The following is a 21,789-nucleotide window of genomic DNA, read 5'->3' as shown; positions in this document are numbered from 1 at the left end:
TGTTGACCGCGGGCTCCATGGTCTTTACGAGATTGTGGTAGAAATACAGAAGTCAGGTATCACGACAGGATGTGGATTTATTTATCGTCAGAGCGTTCGAGAGACGGGTAGTAGCCTTCCCATTTCTCCGTTGCGATAACGCTCGAATGCGGCCGCTAGTTCATCAGGCGTATTCATGATGAAAGGGCCATATACAGCCACGGGCTCGCGATTTTCGGTTCCGGACAGCACTAGGATGTGCGCCGGCGTGGTCGCTCGGAGCAGCAACTGGTCGGCATTTCCTCGCGCAGCGATAGCTTGGTACGGTTGCAACGGGCGGAGCGCCTCGCTAGTGACAACGTCGATAGCTCCCGAGAGCACATAGATGAGTACATTCTCATTGCTGCGCAGCGCGTAGCCCCACTCGCTGACTATTTTCACGTCCAGGAAGTCAAACGGCTCTTTGGCTACAACTGGCCCCCGCGCTTGGCAATACTCGCCAGACAAAACGCGAGTGGAGTTGCCGGAAGTATCCTGGACCACTGGCACGTCGCGTGCCGCGGCATGCATCATCTGGGGGGCGAGCGACTTGTTGCTGCTGGCCAGGTTTACGAACACTTGTACGCCGTGCACTTCATGGCCAAACTGGGCCGGAAACTCATCATGGACGATCCCGCGTCCGGCTTGGGTCCAAACCATTTCCCCTGGTTTAATCACCAGGTTGTGACCTAAGGAATCCCGATTGCGCAGGCCACCGGCAGAGTCTTCGAATACGTAGGAGACAGCCGAAAATCCGGCGTGAGGATGTGGGGCAAACGTTGGGCCTGTCATGCGGTAGTGGTCAAAACCCATTACCGGGCTGGCAAAATCTCCCAAGGCTGGCAAATCCAATCGTCTGACAGAAAAGTGGGCACCCTCTGCGACAAGAGTGGCATGCGCAGTCGGGGAGAGCGTTGTAGTCATGAGCTGAGGCCGTCGATTCTCGGGGTCGAAAGAACGAATACGGAATCGTACGTTTTGCGCCAGTTCCCGATAAGATGGGCAATTCACCAAAGACTGGTGCGTATTTGCAACAATCATATGGACGACCTGAACGATCTGGCCTACTTTGCTGCCGTTGTCCGCCACAACGGCTTTTCTGCTGCAGCGAGGGCGACGGGCATCGAAAAGACGCGGCTAAGCCGCAGAATTGCCGCGCTGGAACGGGTAATGGGCGTGCGATTGCTGCAACGCAGTACCAGACGCATCGCACTCACGGAAGCTGGAGAGCGCTTCTATACACATTGCCAATCGACGATCGACAGTGCGAGTGCCGCTTACGACAGTATCGCGGCGTTACGCCGCGAGCCTGCCGGAATGGTGCGCTTGAGTTGCCCGCAGGTGATGGCACAGAGCTACCTCGCGCCAATATTGCCGGGGTTCATGGCGACTCATCCCAAGGTCAAACTAGATGTGGACGCCTCTGACCGCCATGTCGATCTGATCGAAGAGCGGTTTGATCTCGCATTGCGAGCGGATGCACAGATAGAGGATTCGGTCGGGCTCGTCGCACGTCAGCTTGGGAAGGTGAGGCGCGTGCTGGTTGCGAGCCCGGCATTCCTGGCTCGCTATCGCAGCCCAGAATCCCCGCAAGCCTTGGCCGAGCTAGACACGCTAAGCCGGCCGAGCGATGCGCACGACGGTAGCGCGAGTTGGATTCTGGTCGACTTCTCAGGAGAGAAGACCGTTGTGAATCATTCGCCGCGACTGGTCTCGGGGGACCTCCGCATGCAGTACGAAGCGGCTGTTCATGGACTTGGTGTGGCACTATTGCCGGAGCCAATTGTGGCAGCTTCAGTTCGAGACGGCGCACTGAAGCACGTATTGCCAGATTGGACTGGGACAATGCACCTGGTTCATCTGCTGTACCCCAGTCCCCGTGGGATGCTTCCGTCCGTACGTAGTCTGATCGACTACTTGACCGTCCACCTTCCAGCGAGCATTCAGGAGCGCAGCGTTGTGGTCGACAGATGAAGCCCGCACACCAGTGAATGCAATGCGGGCACGTATGAGACCCGATGCCAAGGAAAAGCGATCTGCTCAGGCGCGCGGATGTGGCAGGAAGCGCGCTCCAACGCCCTCTTTCCCAAGCGCGTCCGCGGGGTTCCGAAGCTTGCACACAGCCAGGGAAAGGCAGCCACAGCCAATGCAGCCGTCTAACGCATCCCGTAAGAGGGTGAGCGTCGCAATGCGCTCGTCAACATTGGCACGCCACTCACTGGATATTGCTCGCCACTGGGCGGCAGTCAACTTGCTGCAGGACGGGTAGCGTCCCAGCGCTTCGCCAATCTCATCCAAGGAAAATCCGCATCCCTGCGCCGCCTTGATGATTGCCAAGTAGCGCAGTACTACCGAACGAAAGCGCCGCTGATTCCCATCAGTTCGGATGCTCTGGATCAAGCCCTTGGATTCATAAAAGTGAATCGAGGAGATGGTCATGCCGCTGCGCCCGGCAACCTCACCAATGCTCATCAAGCGCTCTGTCTTACCCACTCGTCACATCTCCAGCTTGCGGCTACCGGCGTAGCGTCGGCGTGCGGCTCTTAGCATCATCGCGTCTGCCGAGCGCAAGAAATCATCCATCATGACACCGGCCGGCGACGTCAGAAGGTCAAGGGGGCCGTCAATCTCGTCCAGTTAAGACACCTCGGATCGAAGGGGATTCTTACACAGAGATAGGCTAGTCCAACTAGCATAGGGCTGCGCAATCGACGAACTACACATAGACCCCGACAATGGACGCACAAGCACTGGAAAGAATGCTCGCCAACGGTAAAGACACACCCTTGCTCAGGTTTGGCCTCGGTAAAGCCTATCTTGATGCGAGCGACACCGCGCACGCTATCGAGCATTTTCGCCGATGCGTTGAGCTTGATCCAAAGTACTCTGCCGCCTGGAAGCTGCTCGGCAAAGCGCTACTCCTTCAGGGGGATCAAGGAGCTGCACGTCTTGCTTGGGAAAGCGGCATTGCTGCCTCGCATGAAATGGGCGACAGGCAGGCCGGCCGGGAGATGGAGATATTCTTACGGCGTTTAGATAAGGCGTAAATGCGCTGATCTCTCTCACAATCTTTGGACCAACTGGCCCGCAAAAGTATGCACTACCTTATGCGTGTTGAATGAGAAACGGCGTATTAATTGTAATTATGTAGTGCAATAAATGAGAGTAATGAATATGGTCATGTGAGACGAGCTTCTTCAGCGGCGTGACGCGACGAGTTTCTGCCACGGGAAACCCGCCCCCGTGGCTCATCGATCAAATCGCGCTCACGGTTGACCGATGAGCCAAAAAATTGCGCTGTACTACTCAGCGTCAGGCTGTGCGGCCGGATAAGCCATCTGGAATGCCGGCAGCTCTTCACAGGCTTTCCTGATTGATTCGAGTCGTGGGTATGCGCCAAGATCGATTTCGAAGCGCTGTGCATTAAATAGTTGGGGGACGAGGCAGCAATCCGCCATGGTTGGGCGGTCACCATAGCAGAATGGGCCATCCGGTCCGTTTGCATTGATTTCTTCCTCCAGCGCCGCTAGTCCGAGTTCCGTCCAATGACGGATCCAGTTCAATTTCACATCCTCGGGCTGTGCCATTGTCCCGGAAAGATACTTGAGAACGCGCAGATTGTTCAACGGGTGGATATCGCACGCTATCGCAAGGGAGATTTGACGTACCCACGCTCGGCCCGACAGGTCAGGGGGCAGTAGCGGCCGTTCTGGAAAGCGTTCGTCGAGATACTCGATGATCGCGATGGATTGGGAGATCCTCGTATCGTTTTCCTCATAAACGGGAACCAGGGACTGCGCGTTGCGTTTGCGGAAGGCGGGCTGGAATTGCTCTCCGCCATCTCGGTTAAGGTGGACTGCGACGTAGTCGTATGGCAGGCCCTTGAGGTTAAGCGCAATGCGGACTCGATAGGAAGCCGAGCTGCGAAAGTAATTGAGGAGGGTGATAGGTTTCATGATGGACTGGGGCGCTCACACGCCTAGGTAGCGGGGAATAAGTGTTTCGTCGGATTTCAGTGACTCAGAGGTTCCCGACCACACCGTGACGCCTTTTTCAATGATGTAGTGCCGGTCTGCGAGGCGCATGAGTGCCGCAATATTTTTGTCGATCACCACCATCGACATGCCTTCCGTCTTCAGCTGCTGCAGTGCGGCCCAGATCTCGTCGCGCACCACAGGTGCCAGTCCCTCGGTTGCCTCATCGAGTACAAGGATTTCGGGGTTTGTCATCAATGCTCGCCCAATCGCGAGCATTTGCTGCTCGCCCCCAGACAACTGCGTGCCGAGATTTTGCTTGCGTTCGCGTAGGCGCGGAAAGAAGCGGTAGACTTCGTCTAGTGTCCATCGGCCGGTCACTCTTGTATCCCTCGCTGTGGCAAGGAGATTCTCTTCGACCGAGAGAAGAGGGAAAATATGGCGCCCCTCCGGAACAAGCCCGAGGCCTCGTCGCGCGATACGGTGGGACGGTTTGTTTTCGATGCGATGTCCGTGCATCCGTATCGAACCACCCTGAACTGGCAAGAGTCCAAAGAGGCAGGAAACTGTGGTGCTGCGGCCCATTCCGTTGCGGCCAAGAAGCGTAACAGCTTCGCCAGGCGCTAGATCCAGCGACACATCGAACAACACTTGCGATCTGCCGTAGCCAGCTTTGAGGCCCTCGATTTGCAGTAGGTTGCTCATGATCGATTAGTGGGCCTCCTCGCCCAAGTACGTCGCTTTGACTTCGGGGAGACTCCGTACTTGCTCCGGGGTGCCGGTAAAAATCAATTTCCCATAGACCAGCACGCTAATCCGATCCGCCAGCGAGAACACGGCGTTCATATCATGCTCGATCAGTAGCATCGAATACTTGCCCTTCAGGCTGTGCAGCAGCGATATCACTGCATTCGACTCCTGTGCGCTCATGCCGGCCATCGGCTCATCAAGCAAAAGGAACTTTGGCTCGGCCGCCAGCGCCATTGCGAGCTCGAGTTGGCGTCGTTCACCGTAGCTCAGTCCGCCTGCGACGGCATCGGTCTTATCGGCCAGTCCGACCTGAAGCAGCGCCGCGTCCGCCTTGTCACGGAGCTGCCTTTCCGCAGTCAACGGCCACCAGCAACCGAAGCCACTGTGGCGCGTTCCCATTGCCGCGAGGCATACGTTCTCCAGCGCCGTGAATGCCTCGAAGACCGAGCTGATCTGATAGGAGCGCAACAGGCCACGGTGCGCGCGCTCATGCACTGGCAAGCTGCTAATGTTTTCGTCGCCAAGCCATACTGATCCGCGGTCTGAGCCGAGTTCGCCGCACAGTTGATTCATCAGCGTTGTCTTGCCTGCGCCGTTTGGTCCGATGATGGCATGCAGTTCACCCGGTCGGACGTCCAGGTTGACTTCGTCGGTGACGAGCAGGCCTGAGAAGCGTTTGACCAAGCCTTCAGTTCGCAGAGCAATGCTCATGGACGGTGCTCCTGTGGCGTGGATGTGAGGGTCCTAACGGATGCAACAGGGCTTTGCACACGACGGTCCAGGCTCTCAAGAAACCCGATGAGCCCCCCTTTCCCCAGCAGTGATACGAGGATGATCAGGGGACCAAAAACAAGCATCCAATGTTCGGTGTAGCCTTTCAGAAGTTCTTCTGCGAGCAGAAATGCGATGGCGCCGAGTAGCGGGCCGAATACCGTACCCATACCACCCAGTACTACCATCACAATCAATTCGCCCGACACCGTCCATGCCATCGTGTTTGGCGAGGCAAATGCATCAAGATTGGCGAGCAGTGCACCGGAAAGTGCACAGAGCATGCCGGAGATCGTGTATGCGACCAGCTGGTGGCGGAAGGACGCGATGCCAAGCGCATTGACTCGACGTGCATTGGCACTGGCGCCACGCAGAACCATACCAAACGATGCGCTGCGCATGCGGCCAAGCACCATCAATGTCGCGAGCAGAATCACAAAGCTGACGCCAAACAGAACGATAGAATTGCCTAAGCTTGTCGAGCCAATCATGCTGGAACCAGGAATCGGTAGCCCCTCGTCGCCACCAAACTGCTTAAGACTGACCATCAAGAAGTACCCCATTTGACCGAATGCCAGGGTGATCATGATGAATGCGATGCCCGATGTTCGAAGACTGATGACGCCGGTCAGGATAGCCACAATGGCGCTGGCAAATACGGCGTAGAAGACGTGCAGCAGAGCGCTATCGTTGCCCCCTACTATTGGTAGTGCAACGCTGTACGCACCGATACCGAGAAATAGGGCGTGGCCAAAACTAACGAGGCCTGCGTATCCCAATGCAAGGTTCAGAGCGCTGGCGGCTATTGCGAATATCGTGATCCGTGTGAAGAACGTGACATAGAACGACTGATCGGTCGCGTGACTCACCAATGGAACGAATGCAAGCATGGCAAGCGCCAACAATGGTACGACCAACGTTAGGCGAAGTCCGGATAGGAAGCGTTTCATCGTCAAGCTCCTCGCGTGGGAAAAAGCCCTTGCGGACGTACGGCTAGTACCACCGCCATGAGAACGTAGACAGCCATCGCCGCTAGGGCGGGGCCGGCGGCATTGGCGAACTGCCGGGAGGCAAACTCCCGCAGCAAAATGGGGAGGAAGACTCGGGCCATCGTGTCAAAGACACCGATGAGCAGCGCGGCATAGAAAGCGCCGCGAACCGATCCGATGCCACCGATCACAATGACAACCAATGCCGTGATTAACACGGGTTCCCCCATGCCTGATTGCACAGACAAGATGGGGCCAGCCATCGCACCTGCCAATCCGGCGAGCGCGCATCCCAACGAAAACAGCGCAGCATTAAGTAATTGGATATTGACGCCTAGTGCGCCGACGATTCGCGGATGCGTTGATCCTGCGCGAATCAGCATACCCATTCGGGTGCGGTGAATCAGCCACCAGGATCCCACCGCGACCAGCAAGCCTGCCACAATGATGGCAAAGCGGTACGCAGGGTAGCTCACGCCGAATATGTCTACCGTGCCACTCAAGGCTTCTGGGGTCGACACGAAATAGGGTTGTGGTCCCCAGATGATCCGAACTGCTTCATTGAAGAACAGAATCATGCCGAATGTGGCAAGCACGTGGTCGAGGTGATCTTTCCTGTATAGACGCGAGACGATGGAGGTCTCGAGAATCAAGCCTACGAGGGCGGAGGCGCCAACGGCTCCGAGAAGGGCAAGCGTAAAGGAGCCAGTGTGGGCTGCGACGGTCGCCGCAACATATGCGCCGATCATATAGAGCGAACCGTGTGCGAGGTTCACGAAGCTCATGATGCCGAATACAAGCGTGAGCCCAGCCGCAAGCAGGAACAGCATAACCCCATACTGCAGGCCGTTGAGGAGGTGAACAAGGAGCAGTGAGATGTTCATGGTGCTGACTTCCCTACACAGCGATCGACGTAAGCGTCCTGGTGCTCGGGTAGCGGCGTGGCAATCAACCGTGTCGCAGCCTTTCCGCCTGTCGCATACGTTTCAAACGCATAGTAATTTTGAATTGGCATGTTGTTGCGATTGAACCGGAACGGACCACGCACCGATTTGAGTCCGCTGTCTGCCGCCTTGATGGCTCCTGTCAATGCCTTGCGATCAGAGGGAAGCGATCCGTTCAGGTGTCGCGCTGCCGCATCCAACAGATTCGCTGCGTCGTAAGCCGTTGCCGCATATTCACTTGGCGCGCGTCCGTAGCGTTTGGTGAATGCGCTGACAAAGCGTACGTTTTCAGGGGTGGGAAGAGAGGCGTCCCACATCGCGCCACTCACGGATCCTGTGGCAATAGCGCCTAGGCCCGGTAGGGTCGTGCCGTCAACCGTGAAAACGGAATAGAGGGGAACTTTTCCCAGGATGCCGGCTTGACTCAGTTGCTTGATGAAGTTGACACCCAATGCACCCGGATAGAACACAAAGACGCCGTCGGGATGGGCAGACTGCAATGCCGCCAGTTCGGCGGAATAATCTGGCTGGTTAAGCTGGGTGTATACCTCGTCGATAATCTGGCCTTTATAAAAACGCTTGAAGCCAGCAAGCATGTCTTTTCCCGCCTGATAGTTGGGCGCCATCAGGTAGACGCGCTTGATCCCCTTGTCCTGTGCGTATTTACCCATTGCCTCGGCTGCGCCGTCGTTCTGCCACGCGAGTGAGAAGAAATTGGGTGCACATTGCTGCCCGGCAACAGATGATGGTCCCGCATTGGTGGCCAGCGCCGGCACGCCGGAGTCGGTGATGCGACGTAGACTCGCCATGAGGACGTTGGAGAAACCGAGGCCGACCAGTGCATCGACCTTGTCTTTCTCAATGAACTTCTGAGTAATTTGTCCGCCAAGATCCGGCCTGAGCTGATCGTCTTCCTTCAGGAGGATTGCCTTATGCCCGCCGAGCTTCCCGCCGAGCATTTCTACTCCTAGAGTGAAGCCATCCACTTGGTCTTGTCCAACGATTGCTTGCGCGCCGGATAGTGGGGCAGAGATGCCGATCCGGATATCAGCGGTAGCCGGGCCAGCGCAGCACAACAGGCACGCTGCGATGGCGCCAGCTTTGGGGGCGCGTTTCATTTTGTCTCCTCCTGGGGCGTTTCTAGTTTGCTTTACGACTTTGGGACAGAAGAGGCGGGATATCTCATCCGAGGTCGAGGTACACCTTGTTGCCCTCTATGCGTACCGGGTAGCTACGGATGCTCTCAGTCAATGGCGCGCACAGCGCCGCGCCGTTCCGAACATCGAATTTTCCCTGATGCAACGGACATTCGATTTCGTGCCCATCCAGGAATCCATCGCACAGGCGCGCATGGCCGTGCGTACAAATGTTGTCGGTGGCAAAGATTTCACCGTCTACGCTGTATAGCGCTATGTCTTTGCCCTCCACATTAAACGCCGCTACATCGTCAATGGGTACGCTTTCAACAGAAGCGGCTTCAACCCAGGTTTCGCTCATCACATTCACCTCAAATCGGATAGATCAGCGAGTTCGGAATCATCTCGCTGTCAAACACGCAAATGCGCGACTGAAACAATAGGCCATTGGCAGTCCGCCGGACAACATCGATGTATCGGCCTGTGTTCAGTACATCCGTCAACTGATCTGGTTTTGTTCGCAGAACGGCGTAATTGGCTTCGACGTGGATGCAGTCACCGTCGAAACTGCGCACCACCGGAATGCCGACAATATGTCGCTGGTAGTACGGGTCGTGAAAGAGCGTTTCACGAATTCCGTAGACACGGTCCTTGAGCATGCCCTTGCTTTCAAATGAAAGTGTGGCAAGGGGAAGGCCGCGGTCATAGTTTTCACGTGGCTGCAGTCTGTAGACGCAGTCGTCAACGAAGAACTCGGGCCAGCGGTCCCAATCTCCGCTATCTACCGCACTTGCATAGTCTGCGTAGAGGGAGAGCAACTCGAAGTAATCAGGGAATTCCACGTCAAATCTCCATCACCTTGCGCCAATACGAATACATGCCGCGGATCAATGTTTCGGTGACCATGTGATCAGTGTTCTCGGCGGTCTTTCCACCCAGTTCGGCGATAACGCGGTGCCATGGCTTCTGTGCGAATCCTTCCTGGGAGCATTCGATTACCTCGCCATCGTCGGCGGAGACGAAGCCCGCCGGGCCAAACAGGTTGGCCTGGCGCAGGCGGCGGCGTGTCATCTCTTCGCTGTCATCGTCAAAGGCGAAGTGAGTCCAGACGAAATCAAAGGAATTTGGGCCGTTGGGCTGGATATGCCGCGTGGAGACCGAGTTGACTTGCTGTTGGAAGATGACGCTAGGAAAGACCGTCATCATGACCGCCGTCGGCTCACCCCACCAGGGTTCATGGACGATGTCCAGAATTCGGTCATCGTGCAGTGCCATCTGCTCTTTGAAGCTGGATACACCCGATGTCACTTCACCTTTGCCGCCCTGGCCGCGAGTGGAGACCATCGCAGCGTGGCGGAACTGAGGGTCCATGACCAACTTTGACTTGTTGTCCGCGCGCCAGAGACCGAATGTCACAAACCAGGTATGCAGCAAACCAGGATGATAAGGATCCTTGATGTTCTCCTGCATGAGTTTCCAGTTGCCAGGGATCCGTTGCTTGTTGTAGCCCAGGATCTTCAGCTTCCTGCCGTTGAACAGACGATCGAAGTAACCGAGAATTTCTGGTCCGAGGAAGTCCTCGAGCGGTTCCACGTCGTGATCGAACGACGCAAAGACAACGCCTCCGCGGCACGCTACCTTCAACTTGGTCAAGCCATGTTCTTCAGTCTTGAAGTCCGCAGGCATCCCTCCATTGACTTTGCCATCTTGCTTGACGCCGCGTCGGAACGGGACACCCTGAAGGTTTCCCTTCAGGTCGTAGCTCCATTGATGGTAGGGGCACTGGAAGTCCGTACGGTTGCCGGATTTTTCGCGGCAGAACTTCATGCCTCGGTGCGCACACACGTTCTCTACGACGTTAATCTCCCCATCCCGATCCCGGACCAGGATGACGGATCGTTCACCGATGGCGGTACGCTTGAAGTCGCCCGGATTTGGAATCTCGGCTTCGAGACCCACGTAGTTCCAATGCTTCGCGTAGAAACAGCGCTCGAGCTCACGCTGGTACAAATCCTGTTCAGTGTAGACGCGGAACGGCACGCGACTAATATCGTCACCTGGCCACACTTTCCCGACGTCTTGAGTCAAATTCGTCGTCATGTTTGTCTCCTCTAGGGGGAAGCCGTTACTGCTCGACCCGTACGTGAATCGGAGTCAAGCCGGAGACACTCCCAGCCATCAGGTCACCACGCTGCACCGCATTTACGCCTTCCGGGGTGCCCGTCATGATGATGTCGCCGGGTTCGAGTGCGTCAAAGCGGGAGAGATAGGCGATGCTCTCGGCAACAGACCAGATGAGTTTGTCGATGTTGGAGATCTGGCGCGTAGCGCCGTTGACGGTGAGGGCGATTTCCGCGCAATCGATATGGCCAATGTCGCTGGCACGCGTGATTGGGCCAATAGGCGCCGACTGGCTGAACGATTTGCCGAATTCCCAGGGGCGACCTTTGTCGCGCGCTTCCAACTGCAGATCGCGGCGTGTCATGTCAAGTCCGACGGCATAGCCGTAGACATGGGCGAGAGCCTCTTCAACGGGAATGTTCTCGCCACCCTTAGCGATGGCAACGACTAGCTCAATCTCATGATGGAAGTTCGAGGTTTGGGCCGGGTATGGGATTGACACTTCATTTTCACCTGCCTGAACCACAGCCGAGGCGGGCTTCATGAAGAAGAAGGGCGGATCACGATCCGGGTCCTTACCCATTTCACGCGCATGTGCGGCGTAGTTCCGGCCGACACAGAACACGCGATTCACCGGGAAGATCTCTTCCGTGTCATTGACCAGCAGGGTATAGAAGGGTGCAGGGGTAACAGCGTATTGCATGGTTGATTGTCCGTAAGTAAAAAGAAGAAGCTTTACAGGCGCTCTTCGCGCCAGAGTCCGAGTACCTGTTGAACAGGCTTGTCGGAGTAGCTAAAGAGGATGGTGTCCTTCGGCGAGTGGATTGAGTACTGAGTCCACGACGGCACAACAAACACATCGTTAGGGGAGAACTGGAAGGTGTGGTTTCCTACTTGCGCTGTGCCTTCTCCCTCCAGGCAAGCGAACACGGTGGCATCCGTGCTTCGGTAGGATTTTGTTTCAAAGCCTTCCGGAAGAAGTTGTGCAAATGCACCGATTGTTGGCATTGGCGAAGCACCGGTCGCCGGATTCACATAACGTAGCTTGTGCCCGAAATGAGGATTGGCAGCAGTGCGTGCAATGCCGCGCAACGCGTCGACCGTGCGAGTGAACGGATAGACAAAGACCCGCGTGGGCTCGCTGCTCGTTTGCTCAAAGTCCACGGGGAGCATATTGTTGCCGTAGCGCGCCAGCGAATCTCCTTCCGGACGGCCCAAAGGCTGGCTGGCTTGATTGGCCTTTTCGGCAAATCCGGCGTCGAGGAATTGGACAAGTGGAATATCAAGACCGTCCAGCCAGACGACTGGTTCACTGCCCAGATTCCCGTGGTCGTGCCACGTTTGAGACGGCGTGATGATGAAGTCGCCGCGCGTCATCGTAGTTCGCTCACCATCTACGGCCGTGTAGGCGCCGCTTCCCTCAAGTACCAGTCGTAGTGCCGACTGCGTATGTCGATGGGCTGGCGCTACCTCCCCGGGAAGAATCAGTTGCAATCCGGCATAGAGTGTCTGCGTAATTCGTGAAGCGCCCGGGGCTGCCGGGTTTTCAAGAATGAGCACACGTCGCTCGGCTTCTTCGGCTGAGATCAGCTCTCCCGCACGGTGAACAGCTTGGCGTACCTCTGCATACCTCCAATGAGCGGGCTGCATTGGCGATTGGGGGTGCGGCGGCACCAAGCCATGCAGGACCTCCCATAGCGGCGTGAGGTTGCTGGCTCGAATGGCGTCATAGAACTTCTTTCGTTCTTCCTGTGTGGCGGACATTACTGTCTCCTTCCGTATGTGGTTAAGTTCTTCTATTCCGTATTACGTGCCAGACGAGTAGAACGCATCGGCGTAGATGTGCTCTGGCTTGACTCCCTTATGCTTTAGCAGCAGCGTGGCCGCTTCCACCATAGGTGGTGCGCCGCAAAGGTAAGCTCGCCACCCGTGCAGGTCAGTAAAATCTTGCTGCACCGCTTCGGTTACCAGGCCCGTACGGAGGTCGTAACTGCTCTCAGCGAAAGTCGCGATAACTTCGACCTGTAGGTTCGGATGCAGTCGCACAAGCTCGCGCAGCGTGTCCAGCCGATATGCGTCGCGAGAAGAGCGAATGCCGAAGTACAGTCGAATGGGGTTCGTCATGCCCGCTTCCATCGCGCCGCGCACAATCGAGATGACGGGGGCAAGGCCGGTGCCACCAGCGATGCAGAGGATGGGGTCGCTGTTCCGGGTGCGCAGATACGAAGTACCTAGCGGCCCACTGACGCGAACGCTGTCACCGACCTTAAGCGTTTCTTGAATGTAGCTCGTGACCCGCCCGTTCGGTACCAGGCGGACGTGGAACTCCAACTCCGTGTCCGCCGCAAGGCCTGCCATGGAGTAGGGGCGGATATGGTCGGGCGTGAACTGCAGAGTCGCATACTGGCCTGGCGAGAAAGTAAGCGGCTTTGCGGGCAGCAATCGCACTAGTTTGATGTCGTGCGTCAGGTCATCGACTGCCGTGACGGTGGCCTTGATGATCCGGGCAGTGTGTACGACCACTTCATCGGGCTCAGGAATCTCGATCACGCAGTTGCCGGTAACGACTGATTGGCAAGCCAGGACGTGTCTGTCTGTTCGGTGGTCGACGTTGTGAAATTCGTAGCCACCGTTCTCATGAATATCGCCTTCCAGAACTTTGCAGCGACAAGTGCCACAGCGGCCGGACATGCAGCTGTAGGAAATAGGGACCTGATGAGACTGAAGTGCGCTGAGCAAATTCTCGCCGTGCCGAACGTCGAGGCGCTGTCCAATAGGCTGGACAAGTACTTCCATGTCGTCTCCGTGTATCTATTGATGTATGGAGAAATCATGGTGCATCCACGTTCATAAACCAATAGAATGTCAGTTATATGATCTATTCACAGATCTTATAGTGGCTGCGATGGCCGAATTTTTCCGGTGATGAGGAGCCTGCAATGGAGTTGCAAGATGTCGACTTGAATCTGCTTGTTGTGTTCGAGCACCTTCTTCGATTAGGTACGGTGTCGGGGGCAGCCAAAGCCCTCAGCGTCAGCCAACCGGCCGTCAGCAATGCGCTATCAAGGCTTCGTAAGACCTTTGAAGACGAGCTCTTCGTGCGCAGCAACAAAGGCATGCTTCCCACACCTTTCGCGCAGGAGCTTGCTGAACCGATTGCCTATGCACTGGATACCGTTCAGTCGGCATTGAATCGAAGGACGACGTTTGATCCAGCGACAAGCGATCGCTTCTTTCAACTGGCAATGACCGACATTGGTGAGGTCTATTTCATCCCGCGCTTGATGAGTGCAATTCGGGAGGAAGCCCCGCGGGTCTCGATCGGGACAAGTCGCAACAGCATCACAAATCTCGCGGATGAAATGAGCCAGGGAAAGATTGATCTGGCAGTGGGCCATCTGCCAGAACTGACGTCCGAGTTCTTTCAACGCCGCTTGTTTCGCCAGCGCTACGTGTGCATGTTTCGACCCGGACACCCGCTAGACAAACGCGTAGTGCGGCTCAAGGATTTTGAGCAGGCGGATCATGTTGTGGTCACCGCTTCCGGGACCGGGCACGCCAAGGTGGACGAGATCCTTGCGAAGCGGGGAATTCAGCGCAATATTCGATTACAGGTGCCGCACTTTGTCGCGGTGGCCGACATCGTGCAAAGCACTGATCTGGTGGCTACCGTCACCGAGAAATTTGCGCAGCGCAGCGCTGAATTTTTTGGCCTGAAATATATCAGGCACCCCGTCGATCTTCCGGAGATTCAAATCAACCTCTTCTGGCATTCTCGATTTCATCGCGACCCGGCCAGTCAGTGGCTTCGCAGTCGGATCTTTCAATTGTTCTCGGAGTAGACAACACCGGGGGCTGGCTCCACCTTGGTAAAGCCGGTTTGTCCCGCTGGCCCTTCTGGCCAGGGTGTCCGGTGGATCGCCTCGATGACCAGGCTACGAAACCACACATTGGCGGGATCTTTGTGAAAGCGCTGGTGCCAATACAGTGCGACCTCAAATGGTTCGAGGGTGAGCGGCAGAGGACGAATGGCCAGCGGGTAGTAACGGGCGAGCACATTCGCCAAGGCTTGTGGGGCCGTCCAAATCAGATCTGAACCCAGGATTGCATGTGGCGCTGCAAGGTACTGCGGCATGCGTACCTTAATGCGCGACTTTGCGCCTGCATCGACGAGAGCGCGTTCAAGAAGGATGTGGCCGCTGCCCGAAAACGTAACCAAGAGGTGGTCCTGGGCAAGGAACTCGTCGAGGGTAATGTCGGTTCTGGCCGTGAGCGGATGTCCTGCGCGCATGACGCAAACATACTGCTGCTGGAAGAGTGCGCGCTTGTATATGTCGCGCTCCAATGTTGGCAGATATCCAACAGCCAAATCGATTCGCCCGGTTGCCAGCGCGGACAGCGTTTCATCAATCGGCGCGTAAACGGTTTGGATGCTGCTTTGCGGTGCCGCTCTCAGTAGTTCGTCTTGGATCTGGGGTAGCAACAGCACTTCCCCTACATCCCGCGTCCGAATGGTGAACTGACGGCGCGAATGAGTTGGGTCGAACGGCGTTAAGGTGCCGGCAGTTTTGCGGATCGTCGAAAGTGAGTCCAGTAGTGCCCCGGCAATCGAAGTCGCGAGCGGTGTCGGCTCCATCCGCCGGCCTACGAGCATGAAGAGCTTGTCCCCATATTCAGTCCGCAGACGCTTTAGGGCGCTACTGACGGCCGCCTGCGTGACCCCGAGATTTTCAGCGGCGATTGTGACGGATCGATCTCTCCAAAGGGCCTCAAATACATAAAGCAGGTTTAAGTCTTTCAAGGGTTTCTCCCTAGTTCGCCAGCGATTGAGGCCAGATCTGTGCAACCATCGTGGCGTAGACCCGCCATTCTACGGCCTTCTGGCGCCTGGGAGCGCGCTTCATAGGCCGAAAAATCGTCATTGTGAAAGTATAAATTCAGTTTATACATTTCTTTCATCGTCGGCGTCTGGTTTTCAGCGTCTCCATTGACAAGAATGCAGTCATAAATAAGGAGACATATGTCGTACCCGACTGTAGGAATGATCGGTATTGGCCAACTCGGCCTGCCGATTGCTTCCAATCTGATGCAAGCTGGCCTGCGCGTGGTGGGCTTCCGTAGGACGGATCGCGAGGCCTTTGTTGCGCGTGGTGGGATTGCACTGGAAACCCCCGAGCAGGTCGCCAGCGAAGCCGATGTCGTCTTGCTTTGCCTGCCGGGTGAGAGTGCGTACCTGGAGGTTCTGGAGGGCCCGCGGGGACTGCTTGCGGCACTTGGCTCACATCACCTTGTGATTGATCTCGGCACGTTTCGTAAGGCCTTCAAGGTCGAGCAGGCGCGGAAAATTGAAGCGAAAGGGGCAAGAGTCCTTGAATGCGAGGTCAGCGGCTCGCCTCCGATGGTGGCAGATCGGAAATGCGCCTTGCTACTTGGAGGATCGGAGGAACTGTGCGAGCGCGGCCAGCCGATTCTGGACGCCATCTCACCCACGCAGTTTCGTATTGGCGAATTAGGTGATGCTGTCAACATGAAGCTGATTGCCAACCACTTGGTGGCGGTCCATACGCTTGCTGCGGCCGAAGCTATGAACTTGGCGGCAAAGGCTGGGTTTGATCTGCAACGTGTCGCCGAAGTTATCCGGCACGGCGCAGGGGCTTCCGCAATGTTCAACGTTCGTGCTCCGCTCATGGCAACTCGCCAATTCAGGCCTGCGATGGGAGCGTTTCAGACAATCGAGAAATACATCGACTTTGCGGAGTCGCTCGCAGAACAACTGGACTGCGCGACCCCGCTGTTCGACACCGCTGCCCCGTACTACAAACGGGCCTTGGCATCGGGCATGGCGGACGAGGATATCGCCGCTGTCATCAAACTGCTTGAGGATGACACTGCCACGCTCGGGCACCGCAATTCAACGAAGCAATCATCATGATCATTGAGCAACGCGTCTATTCCCTGAAGCCAGGCAAACTGAGAGAGTTCTTGTCCGTTTATGAAGCCGAAGGCCTTGCTATCCAGGCCAAAGCCTTGGGCAATCTGATTGGTTACTTTAGTACCGAGACCGGTGAACTGAACCAGATCGTCCAATTATGGGGCTTTACCTCGTTCGAGGATCGGATGAGCCGGCGCGCTACGCTTGCCGAAAGCAAAGAATGGCATGCATTCCTTGCAAAAGCCGGACCTCTGGTCGTTGCTCAGAGAAGCGAACTACTCACCCCGGCACCATTTTCTCCCATTCGCTAAGGAGGCACGATGATCCGCTCGTTGCAGCACGTCGGTCTTACGGTTCCGGAGTTGGAGGTCGGGCGTGCGTTCTATGAAACTTTCGGTCTCGCTTCCCACGTGGTTGGCAATGATCTGGTGTTCCGCTGCGACGGGCGAAACCAGGATCAGGTCAGGCTGATTGCAGGCCCCCAGAAAAAACTCTCCTACGTGTCGTTTGGCGTTGGCGAGGGCGAGCTCGATCGTTGGAAGAGGCGCCTTGAACAACACGGCGTCCAAATCTCAGACGGCCCGTTCGGACTTGAGCCTGGAGGGGTCTGGTTTCAGGATCCCGATGGAGGATGGCTCCATATTGCCGAAGCTCAAAGTCAACCCAGTCGCATCGTCACCGCGCAAGCGATCAATACGCCAGGAGACTATCGCCGCATCGGTAAGCGGGCGTGCACACCGGAGTCCCAGGGCATGCGAGCCGCCCCGTTGCGGCTCGGCCATCTGATCAAGTTTTCTCCCGACGTCAACCGGCAAGTTGCGTTCTACACCGATGTCCTTGGCATGAAGGTTTCCGACCGCGCAGGAGATATCCTCGCATTCCTGCGCAGCGCAGCTGGGGGCGACCACCATATGGTCGCCTTTGCCAAGAGCTCACATCCCGGCCTGCATCATCTGAGTTTCGAAGTTGGAAGCCTGGACGAAATCGCAGTGGGCGCGGCCAACCTGGTGGATCGTGGCTATCGGTCTGCCTTCGGCATGGGTCGTCATGTCGCTGGATCGAACTACTTTCACTACATTCGTGATCCATGGAACAGCCTCTGTGAGTACTTCTGGGATATCGACATCATTCCCGAAGATGATTCCAACTGGGTGCCGCTCGATGCGTCACCGGAGCAGTTGACAGCCGTCTGGGCGACCACGCCTCCGCCCCCGGATTTCGTAGTGAATTTCGAGGAACGGTGAGGCAACCATGATGGATACCGGTCTCAATGCCAGTCAGATGATGGCGAAGATGCTGCGCAAGCGTTTGTTTGTAGCCATCCGTAGCCCCGTCGACGCAGAAAAAGGCGGTGAGATTCTCGCCAGTCATCTGCAGTGGGCAATCGATGCTGAAAGGCGCGGAGAGCTATTCATGTCTGGGCCGTTCCTGGGTGGCGCTGCCCCTGGCGAACTCGGTGGCATGACGTTGATCCGTGCTGGCACCGAGGAGGAAGCCCGGACGATCATGAATTCGGATCCCTTCATCATCGATGGCGTATTCACATTCGAGTTGCGGGAATGGATGGTCATGGAGGGAAGCATCTCCATCAACGTCAATTTCTCCGATAAATCCGTCAAGGTATTCTAGGACGTGGAATGAAATATCAACTCTTCAACTTCTCCGGCCACAACGGCGATACACATCTGGGCATGCGTGTCGGTGACGGGCATTTCGATCTCGGATCGGGAACGATTGATGCGTTGCTCCAGGATTGGGACAAATCCAGGGAAATTCTTGAGCGACTGGCGGCTGCAAAGGCTGGTACCCCTTCGGAGCTGGACGAAGCGGCCATTGCATTTCTGCCACCGCTGTCCCGTCCTGGTGTCATCTACGGAGCCGGGGCAAACTACCGTGACCACGTGATCGCCATGGCGAAAGCCTTCGATATGGAACTCGCCGCTGATCCGAAGAAGGAGGGAATTCCGCCCTGGCATTTCATCAAGGCCGGGCGCGGAACCCTTGCGGCGCATCAACAGGCGTTGCCATATCCCGCACATACGCAGTGCCTGGATTGGGAGGCCGAGTTGGCCGTGGTGATTGGCACGGAATGTCGCTGTGTATCGGAGGCGGACGCCCTATCCCATATTGCCGGCTATACCGTTGCAAACGATTTATCGGCACGGGACAACCTGCGCCGGGACAAAGTGGATGTGACGTCGCCGTTCCGATTTGACTGGATCGGCCATAAATGTTTTGAAGGATCGTGCCCGATGGGCCCTTACTTCACGCCGGCAGACTTCGTGCCGTCGCCTGAGGTACTCGATATCAAACTCTGGGTGAATGATGAGTTGAAGCAGGACTCAAATACGTCCAACCACTTGTACTCCGTCGCAGAGCAAGTCGCCTATCTGAGCGAGCGTCTAACACTGTATCCGGGCGACGTCATCCTGACCGGCACGCCTGCAGGGGTTGGCATGGAGTCCGGCACGTTCTTGAAGCGTGGCGACCAGGTGCGCGTCTGGATTGACGGACTCGGGGAACTCTATACCACGTTGCAATAGCGCACCGCATCCATCCGACAGATTTGAACCTGCCAATCAGAGTGGGTGTCGGGCTACCACCTCAATGGAGGAGACATGAAGAAGAACGTAATCGCGCTTGTCGCGGGCATTGGCCTGCTTGCGCCCATCGTGGCGAATGCCGAGATGAAAGTCGGGTTCCTCGGTACGCTATCTGGCCCATCGGCCGATATCGGCCGCGACCAATATGACGCCTTCGCGCTTGCCGTAGAGCAAGGAGGAGGCAAGCTTGGCGGCCAGGTCGTCAAGCTCTACAAAGAGGACGATCAAGCCCGAGCCGATGTTGCCCTTGCCGCGACTTCGCGTCTGTTGGACAAGGAGAAAGTCGACGTTGTCACAGGTTTGACCTTCGCCAATGTCGTTGTGGCACTTCTTGGAAAGATCTCCGCTACTGACGTGCCTTTTCTGGGCAGTGTCGCTGGACCGTCCACAACCGCAGGCAGCCAGTGCAAGAAGAACCTGTTCATTACCTCATGGCAAAGCGATGCTCCAGCGGAAGCGATGGGGAAGTTTCTGTCCGACCAAAAGATTGCGAAAGTTGCCGTAGCGGCACCGAACTTTTTGGGTGCGAAAGACAAAGTTGCCGGCTTCAAGCGCTTCTATCGCGGCCAGCTTGTTGAAGAAATCTATACACCTCTGAATCAATTGGACTTTTCCTCGGAATTGGTCCAACTGCAGGCTAGCCAGCCGAATGCACTCTTTGCATTCTATCCGGGAGGGCAGGGCGTAACGTTCCTACGGCAATATAAGCAGGCAGGCTTCCAACAGAAGCTTCCACTCTATTCGGTGCAAACCGTGGAGGGGACGACCATGGCCGCTATGGGGGAGGCTGCTGTCGGCTCTGTCGTCGCCGAGGCCTGGACACCGGACTCGAGCGTTCCCGCGTCGCGTCGCTTCGTGGAGGCTTTTGAGAAGCGGTTTGGCCGTACACCTTCCTCATATGCGGCTTTCAGCTACGATGCCGCGCAACTACTCGCTGCGGCCATCTCCTCAGTGAAAGGAGAAACCAGCAACAAGAAGGCACTGACCAAAGCGATCCGCGAGGCGAAATTTGAATCTGTACGTGGGCCGTTCAGATTCAATACCAACAACTATCCGGTGCAGAACTATCACGTCTACCGAGTAGTCGCTGGCGCTGACGGCAAATCAAAGTTCTCGACCATCGCGCGCGATGTCCTCGTGAATCACAGTGACGCGTACGCGAAACAGTGTCCGCTTGAGCAGTAGTAGCCAAGTGGAGCTTTTCGGCAAGTAGGCGGTCCACGAACGTCCCGGGTTCGTACCTCCATAAGCGGGGGTATTGGGGGAACTCGCCCGTCGCTTGCGCTACAGCCATTGGGTGGCGACTAGAAGGAGGAGAAGATGAAATTCCGTACCATGATTGCTGCGATCGCTGCCTTCGGTCCAGCGCTGGCCGTAGCGCAAAACGTTACGTTGTATGGCGTTGTTGACACCGGTGTCGCCTTTGTCAACGGTGTCGGTTCGGCACGAAACACTGAGGTGTTCATGCCAAACCTGACAGGCACTGTACCTTCGCGCTGGGGGATGCGAGGAAGTGAGGACATCGGCGGGGGCAACAAAGCAATCTTCTGGCTTGAGTCCGGATTTTCACCTGACAGTGGTGTGGCAAACCAGGGCGGCAGGTTGTTCGGTCGCCAGGCCCTTGTGGGACTGTCCGGGGGCTGGGGGCAGGTCGCCTTGGGCCGCCAGTACACAATGCTGTTCTGGGCAATGGCTGAGCCCGATATGCTAGGGCCAAACATCTTCGGATCCGGCTCGTTGGACACCTACGTTCCGAACGCACGAACGGATAACGCGGTCTCTTACAAGGGGACCTTTGGCGGGGTGACTGTCGGGGCAACCTACAGCTTTGGACGTGACACCGTGAATGCGGGTCCCAGCCCCGCTGGCACCAACTGCGCTGGAGAAAACCCGGCGGACAAGCGTGCATGTCGCGAATGGTCCGCGTTGCTGAAGTACGATGCTGCGCGTTGGAGCGTCGCGGCTGCATATGACTCGCTACGCGGTGGTCCTGGGGCATTCGGTGGACTCACGAGCAGCGCGCTCAAAGATGACAGATTGTCGCTAAACGGATACTTCTTGATCGGAGACGCTAAGGTTGGAGGTGGATGGCTTCGCCGCGATAACCGGGCCAGCACCACACCGCGTAGCGACCTCTACTATGCGGGGGTATCTTATGCGATCACCCCAGCGATCAGCGTGGATGCAGAAGCCTTTCATCTCCGCTATCACAACAGCCCGAACAAGGCGTGGCTATTTGTGGGGCGAGGCACCTACGCATTCTCAAAGCGGACCTCCGTCTACGCGACAGCGGGCTTTATCGACAACCTCGGCAGTCTCGCGTTGTCCGTCAATGGTGGTCAAGCAGGCACCAACCCGCCGCCCGGCGCCAACCAGATTGGGGCCATGATCGGTATCAAGCAAATCTTCTAAGTGTCGTCGATCGCTAGGCGCTGCGATGCGGCGTCTGGTCGGCGCACTACTTGCACCCGCCCTCGCGCCACGGGGTCGCTTGAGTGGTGCTGTCCAGTTATCGGGGGTTATGTAATGCCTGTCATCATGCCGCGTCGAC

The 21,789-nt window shown here is 56.7% G+C and carries 25 protein-coding genes; 10 read left to right on the top strand and 15 right to left on the bottom strand.

Annotated features, from left to right (window positions below):
• Window positions 1-87: 87 nt before the first annotated feature.
• Window positions 88-942, bottom strand: a complete 855-nt coding sequence (locus ACO550_RS22530; protein ID WP_315594153.1) for a pirin family protein — start codon at window positions 940-942, stop codon at window positions 88-90.
• A gap of 117 nt (window positions 943-1,059) precedes the next feature.
• Here ACO550_RS22530 and ACO550_RS22525 point away from each other — a divergent pair, with 117 nt between their 5' ends.
• Window positions 1,060-1,992: a LysR substrate-binding domain-containing protein gene (locus tag ACO550_RS22525; protein WP_315594154.1), complete on the top strand. Its 933-nt coding sequence runs from the start codon at window positions 1,060-1,062 to the stop codon at window positions 1,990-1,992.
• A 66-nt stretch (window positions 1,993-2,058) separates the two neighbouring features.
• On the opposite strand, the gene soxR is transcribed toward ACO550_RS22525, so the two are convergent.
• A complete protein-coding gene (gene soxR / locus ACO550_RS22520) occupies window positions 2,059-2,490 on the bottom strand; it encodes a redox-sensitive transcriptional activator SoxR (protein ID WP_315594155.1) in 432 nt (143 codons plus the stop codon).
• Window positions 2,491-2,753: 263 nt separating this feature from the next.
• Between soxR and ACO550_RS22515 the strand changes: the two genes are divergently transcribed.
• The gene (locus tag ACO550_RS22515) at window positions 2,754-3,065 is read left to right on the top strand and encodes a tetratricopeptide repeat protein (RefSeq protein WP_315594156.1); all 312 of its coding nucleotides are present in this window, start codon (window positions 2,754-2,756) and stop codon (window positions 3,063-3,065) included.
• A gap of 255 nt (window positions 3,066-3,320) precedes the next feature.
• Here ACO550_RS22515 and maiA read toward each other — a convergent pair whose 3' ends face one another.
• The 12 genes from maiA to ACO550_RS22455 all read right to left on the bottom strand — a co-directional run bounded on the left by maiA (window position 3,321) and on the right by ACO550_RS22455 (window position 13,499).
• Window positions 3,321-3,974: a maleylacetoacetate isomerase gene (maiA, locus tag ACO550_RS22510; RefSeq protein ID WP_315594157.1), complete on the bottom strand. Its 654-nt coding sequence runs from the start codon at window positions 3,972-3,974 to the stop codon at window positions 3,321-3,323.
• Window positions 3,975-3,989: 15 nt separating this feature from the next.
• Window positions 3,990-4,697: an ATP-binding cassette domain-containing protein gene (locus ACO550_RS22505; protein WP_315594158.1), complete on the bottom strand. Its 708-nt coding sequence runs from the start codon at window positions 4,695-4,697 to the stop codon at window positions 3,990-3,992.
• 6 nt (window positions 4,698-4,703) lie between these two features.
• A complete protein-coding gene (locus tag ACO550_RS22500; RefSeq protein ID WP_315594159.1) occupies window positions 4,704-5,453 on the bottom strand; it encodes an ABC transporter ATP-binding protein in 750 nt (249 codons plus the stop codon).
• Complete coding sequence (locus ACO550_RS22495; protein WP_315594160.1) at window positions 5,450-6,463, bottom strand: ABC transporter permease subunit; 1,014 nt, start codon at window positions 6,461-6,463, stop codon at window positions 5,450-5,452. The genes ACO550_RS22500 and ACO550_RS22495 overlap by 4 nt, the downstream gene beginning before the upstream one ends.
• Window positions 6,464-6,465: 2 nt before the next feature.
• Window positions 6,466-7,386: an ABC transporter permease subunit gene (locus ACO550_RS22490; protein ID WP_315594161.1), complete on the bottom strand. Its 921-nt coding sequence runs from the start codon at window positions 7,384-7,386 to the stop codon at window positions 6,466-6,468.
• On the bottom strand, window positions 7,383-8,564 hold the full coding sequence (locus tag ACO550_RS22485; protein WP_315594162.1) for an ABC transporter substrate-binding protein: 1,182 nt from the start codon (window positions 8,562-8,564) through the stop codon (window positions 7,383-7,385). The genes ACO550_RS22490 and ACO550_RS22485 overlap by 4 nt, the downstream gene beginning before the upstream one ends.
• Before the next feature lie 64 nt (window positions 8,565-8,628).
• A complete protein-coding gene (locus ACO550_RS22480) occupies window positions 8,629-8,943 on the bottom strand; it encodes a Rieske 2Fe-2S domain-containing protein (protein WP_315594163.1) in 315 nt (104 codons plus the stop codon).
• 10 nt (window positions 8,944-8,953) lie between these two features.
• On the bottom strand, window positions 8,954-9,424 hold the full coding sequence (locus ACO550_RS22475; RefSeq protein ID WP_315594164.1) for a nuclear transport factor 2 family protein: 471 nt from the start codon (window positions 9,422-9,424) through the stop codon (window positions 8,954-8,956).
• Window position 9,425: 1 nt separating this feature from the next.
• The gene (locus ACO550_RS22470; protein WP_315594165.1) at window positions 9,426-10,682 is read right to left on the bottom strand and encodes a Rieske 2Fe-2S domain-containing protein; all 1,257 of its coding nucleotides are present in this window, start codon (window positions 10,680-10,682) and stop codon (window positions 9,426-9,428) included.
• Between the two features lie 25 nt (window positions 10,683-10,707).
• Complete coding sequence (locus tag ACO550_RS22465) at window positions 10,708-11,406, bottom strand: fumarylacetoacetate hydrolase family protein (protein ID WP_315594166.1); 699 nt, start codon at window positions 11,404-11,406, stop codon at window positions 10,708-10,710.
• A gap of 32 nt (window positions 11,407-11,438) precedes the next feature.
• Window positions 11,439-12,467, bottom strand: a complete 1,029-nt coding sequence (gene gtdA, locus ACO550_RS22460) for a gentisate 1,2-dioxygenase (protein WP_315594167.1) — start codon at window positions 12,465-12,467, stop codon at window positions 11,439-11,441.
• A gap of 42 nt (window positions 12,468-12,509) precedes the next feature.
• Complete coding sequence (locus tag ACO550_RS22455; RefSeq protein ID WP_315594168.1) at window positions 12,510-13,499, bottom strand: 2Fe-2S iron-sulfur cluster-binding protein; 990 nt, start codon at window positions 13,497-13,499, stop codon at window positions 12,510-12,512.
• 143 nt (window positions 13,500-13,642) lie between these two features.
• Between ACO550_RS22455 and ACO550_RS22450 the strand changes: the two genes are divergently transcribed.
• Window positions 13,643-14,545, top strand: a complete 903-nt coding sequence (locus ACO550_RS22450) for a LysR substrate-binding domain-containing protein (protein ID WP_315594169.1) — start codon at window positions 13,643-13,645, stop codon at window positions 14,543-14,545.
• Here ACO550_RS22450 and ACO550_RS22445 read toward each other — a convergent pair.
• Entirely contained in the window at window positions 14,527-15,504 is a 978-nt protein-coding gene (locus tag ACO550_RS22445) for a LysR family transcriptional regulator (RefSeq protein ID WP_315594170.1), read from the bottom strand. The two genes, ACO550_RS22450 and ACO550_RS22445, sit on opposite strands and share 19 nt — an antisense overlap.
• Before the next feature lie 219 nt (window positions 15,505-15,723).
• On the opposite strand from ACO550_RS22445, the gene ACO550_RS22440 reads away from it, so the two are divergent.
• From ACO550_RS22440 to ACO550_RS22410, 7 genes are all read left to right on the top strand, one after another.
• Window positions 15,724-16,635, top strand: coding sequence for an NAD(P)-dependent oxidoreductase (locus tag ACO550_RS22440; protein WP_315594171.1), 912 nt, complete (start codon window positions 15,724-15,726; stop codon window positions 16,633-16,635).
• Window positions 16,632-16,946: an NIPSNAP family protein gene (locus ACO550_RS22435; protein ID WP_315594172.1), complete on the top strand. Its 315-nt coding sequence runs from the start codon at window positions 16,632-16,634 to the stop codon at window positions 16,944-16,946. Before ACO550_RS22440 ends, ACO550_RS22435 begins: the two co-directional genes overlap by 4 nt.
• Window positions 16,947-16,955: 9 nt before the next feature.
• On the top strand, window positions 16,956-17,879 hold the full coding sequence (locus ACO550_RS22430; RefSeq protein ID WP_315594173.1) for a VOC family protein: 924 nt from the start codon (window positions 16,956-16,958) through the stop codon (window positions 17,877-17,879).
• 7 nt (window positions 17,880-17,886) lie between these two features.
• On the top strand, window positions 17,887-18,264 hold the full coding sequence (locus ACO550_RS22425) for a YciI family protein (RefSeq protein ID WP_315594174.1): 378 nt from the start codon (window positions 17,887-17,889) through the stop codon (window positions 18,262-18,264).
• Between the two features lie 8 nt (window positions 18,265-18,272).
• On the top strand, window positions 18,273-19,178 hold the full coding sequence (locus tag ACO550_RS22420; RefSeq protein ID WP_315594175.1) for a fumarylacetoacetate hydrolase family protein: 906 nt from the start codon (window positions 18,273-18,275) through the stop codon (window positions 19,176-19,178).
• Window positions 19,179-19,253: 75 nt separating this feature from the next.
• Window positions 19,254-20,423, top strand: coding sequence for an ABC transporter substrate-binding protein (locus ACO550_RS22415; RefSeq protein ID WP_315594176.1), 1,170 nt, complete (start codon window positions 19,254-19,256; stop codon window positions 20,421-20,423).
• 135 nt (window positions 20,424-20,558) lie between these two features.
• Window positions 20,559-21,650 (top strand): porin, encoded by a 1,092-nt coding sequence (locus ACO550_RS22410; RefSeq protein ID WP_315594177.1) that lies wholly within the window; start codon window positions 20,559-20,561, stop codon window positions 21,648-21,650.
• The last annotated feature ends 139 nt before the right edge of the window (window positions 21,651-21,789 follow it).

This window comes from Cupriavidus sp. (genome assembly GCF_057315035.1).
Note: the sequence above shows the minus strand (reverse complement) of the source record. Positions and strands in the feature narration are given on the sequence as shown.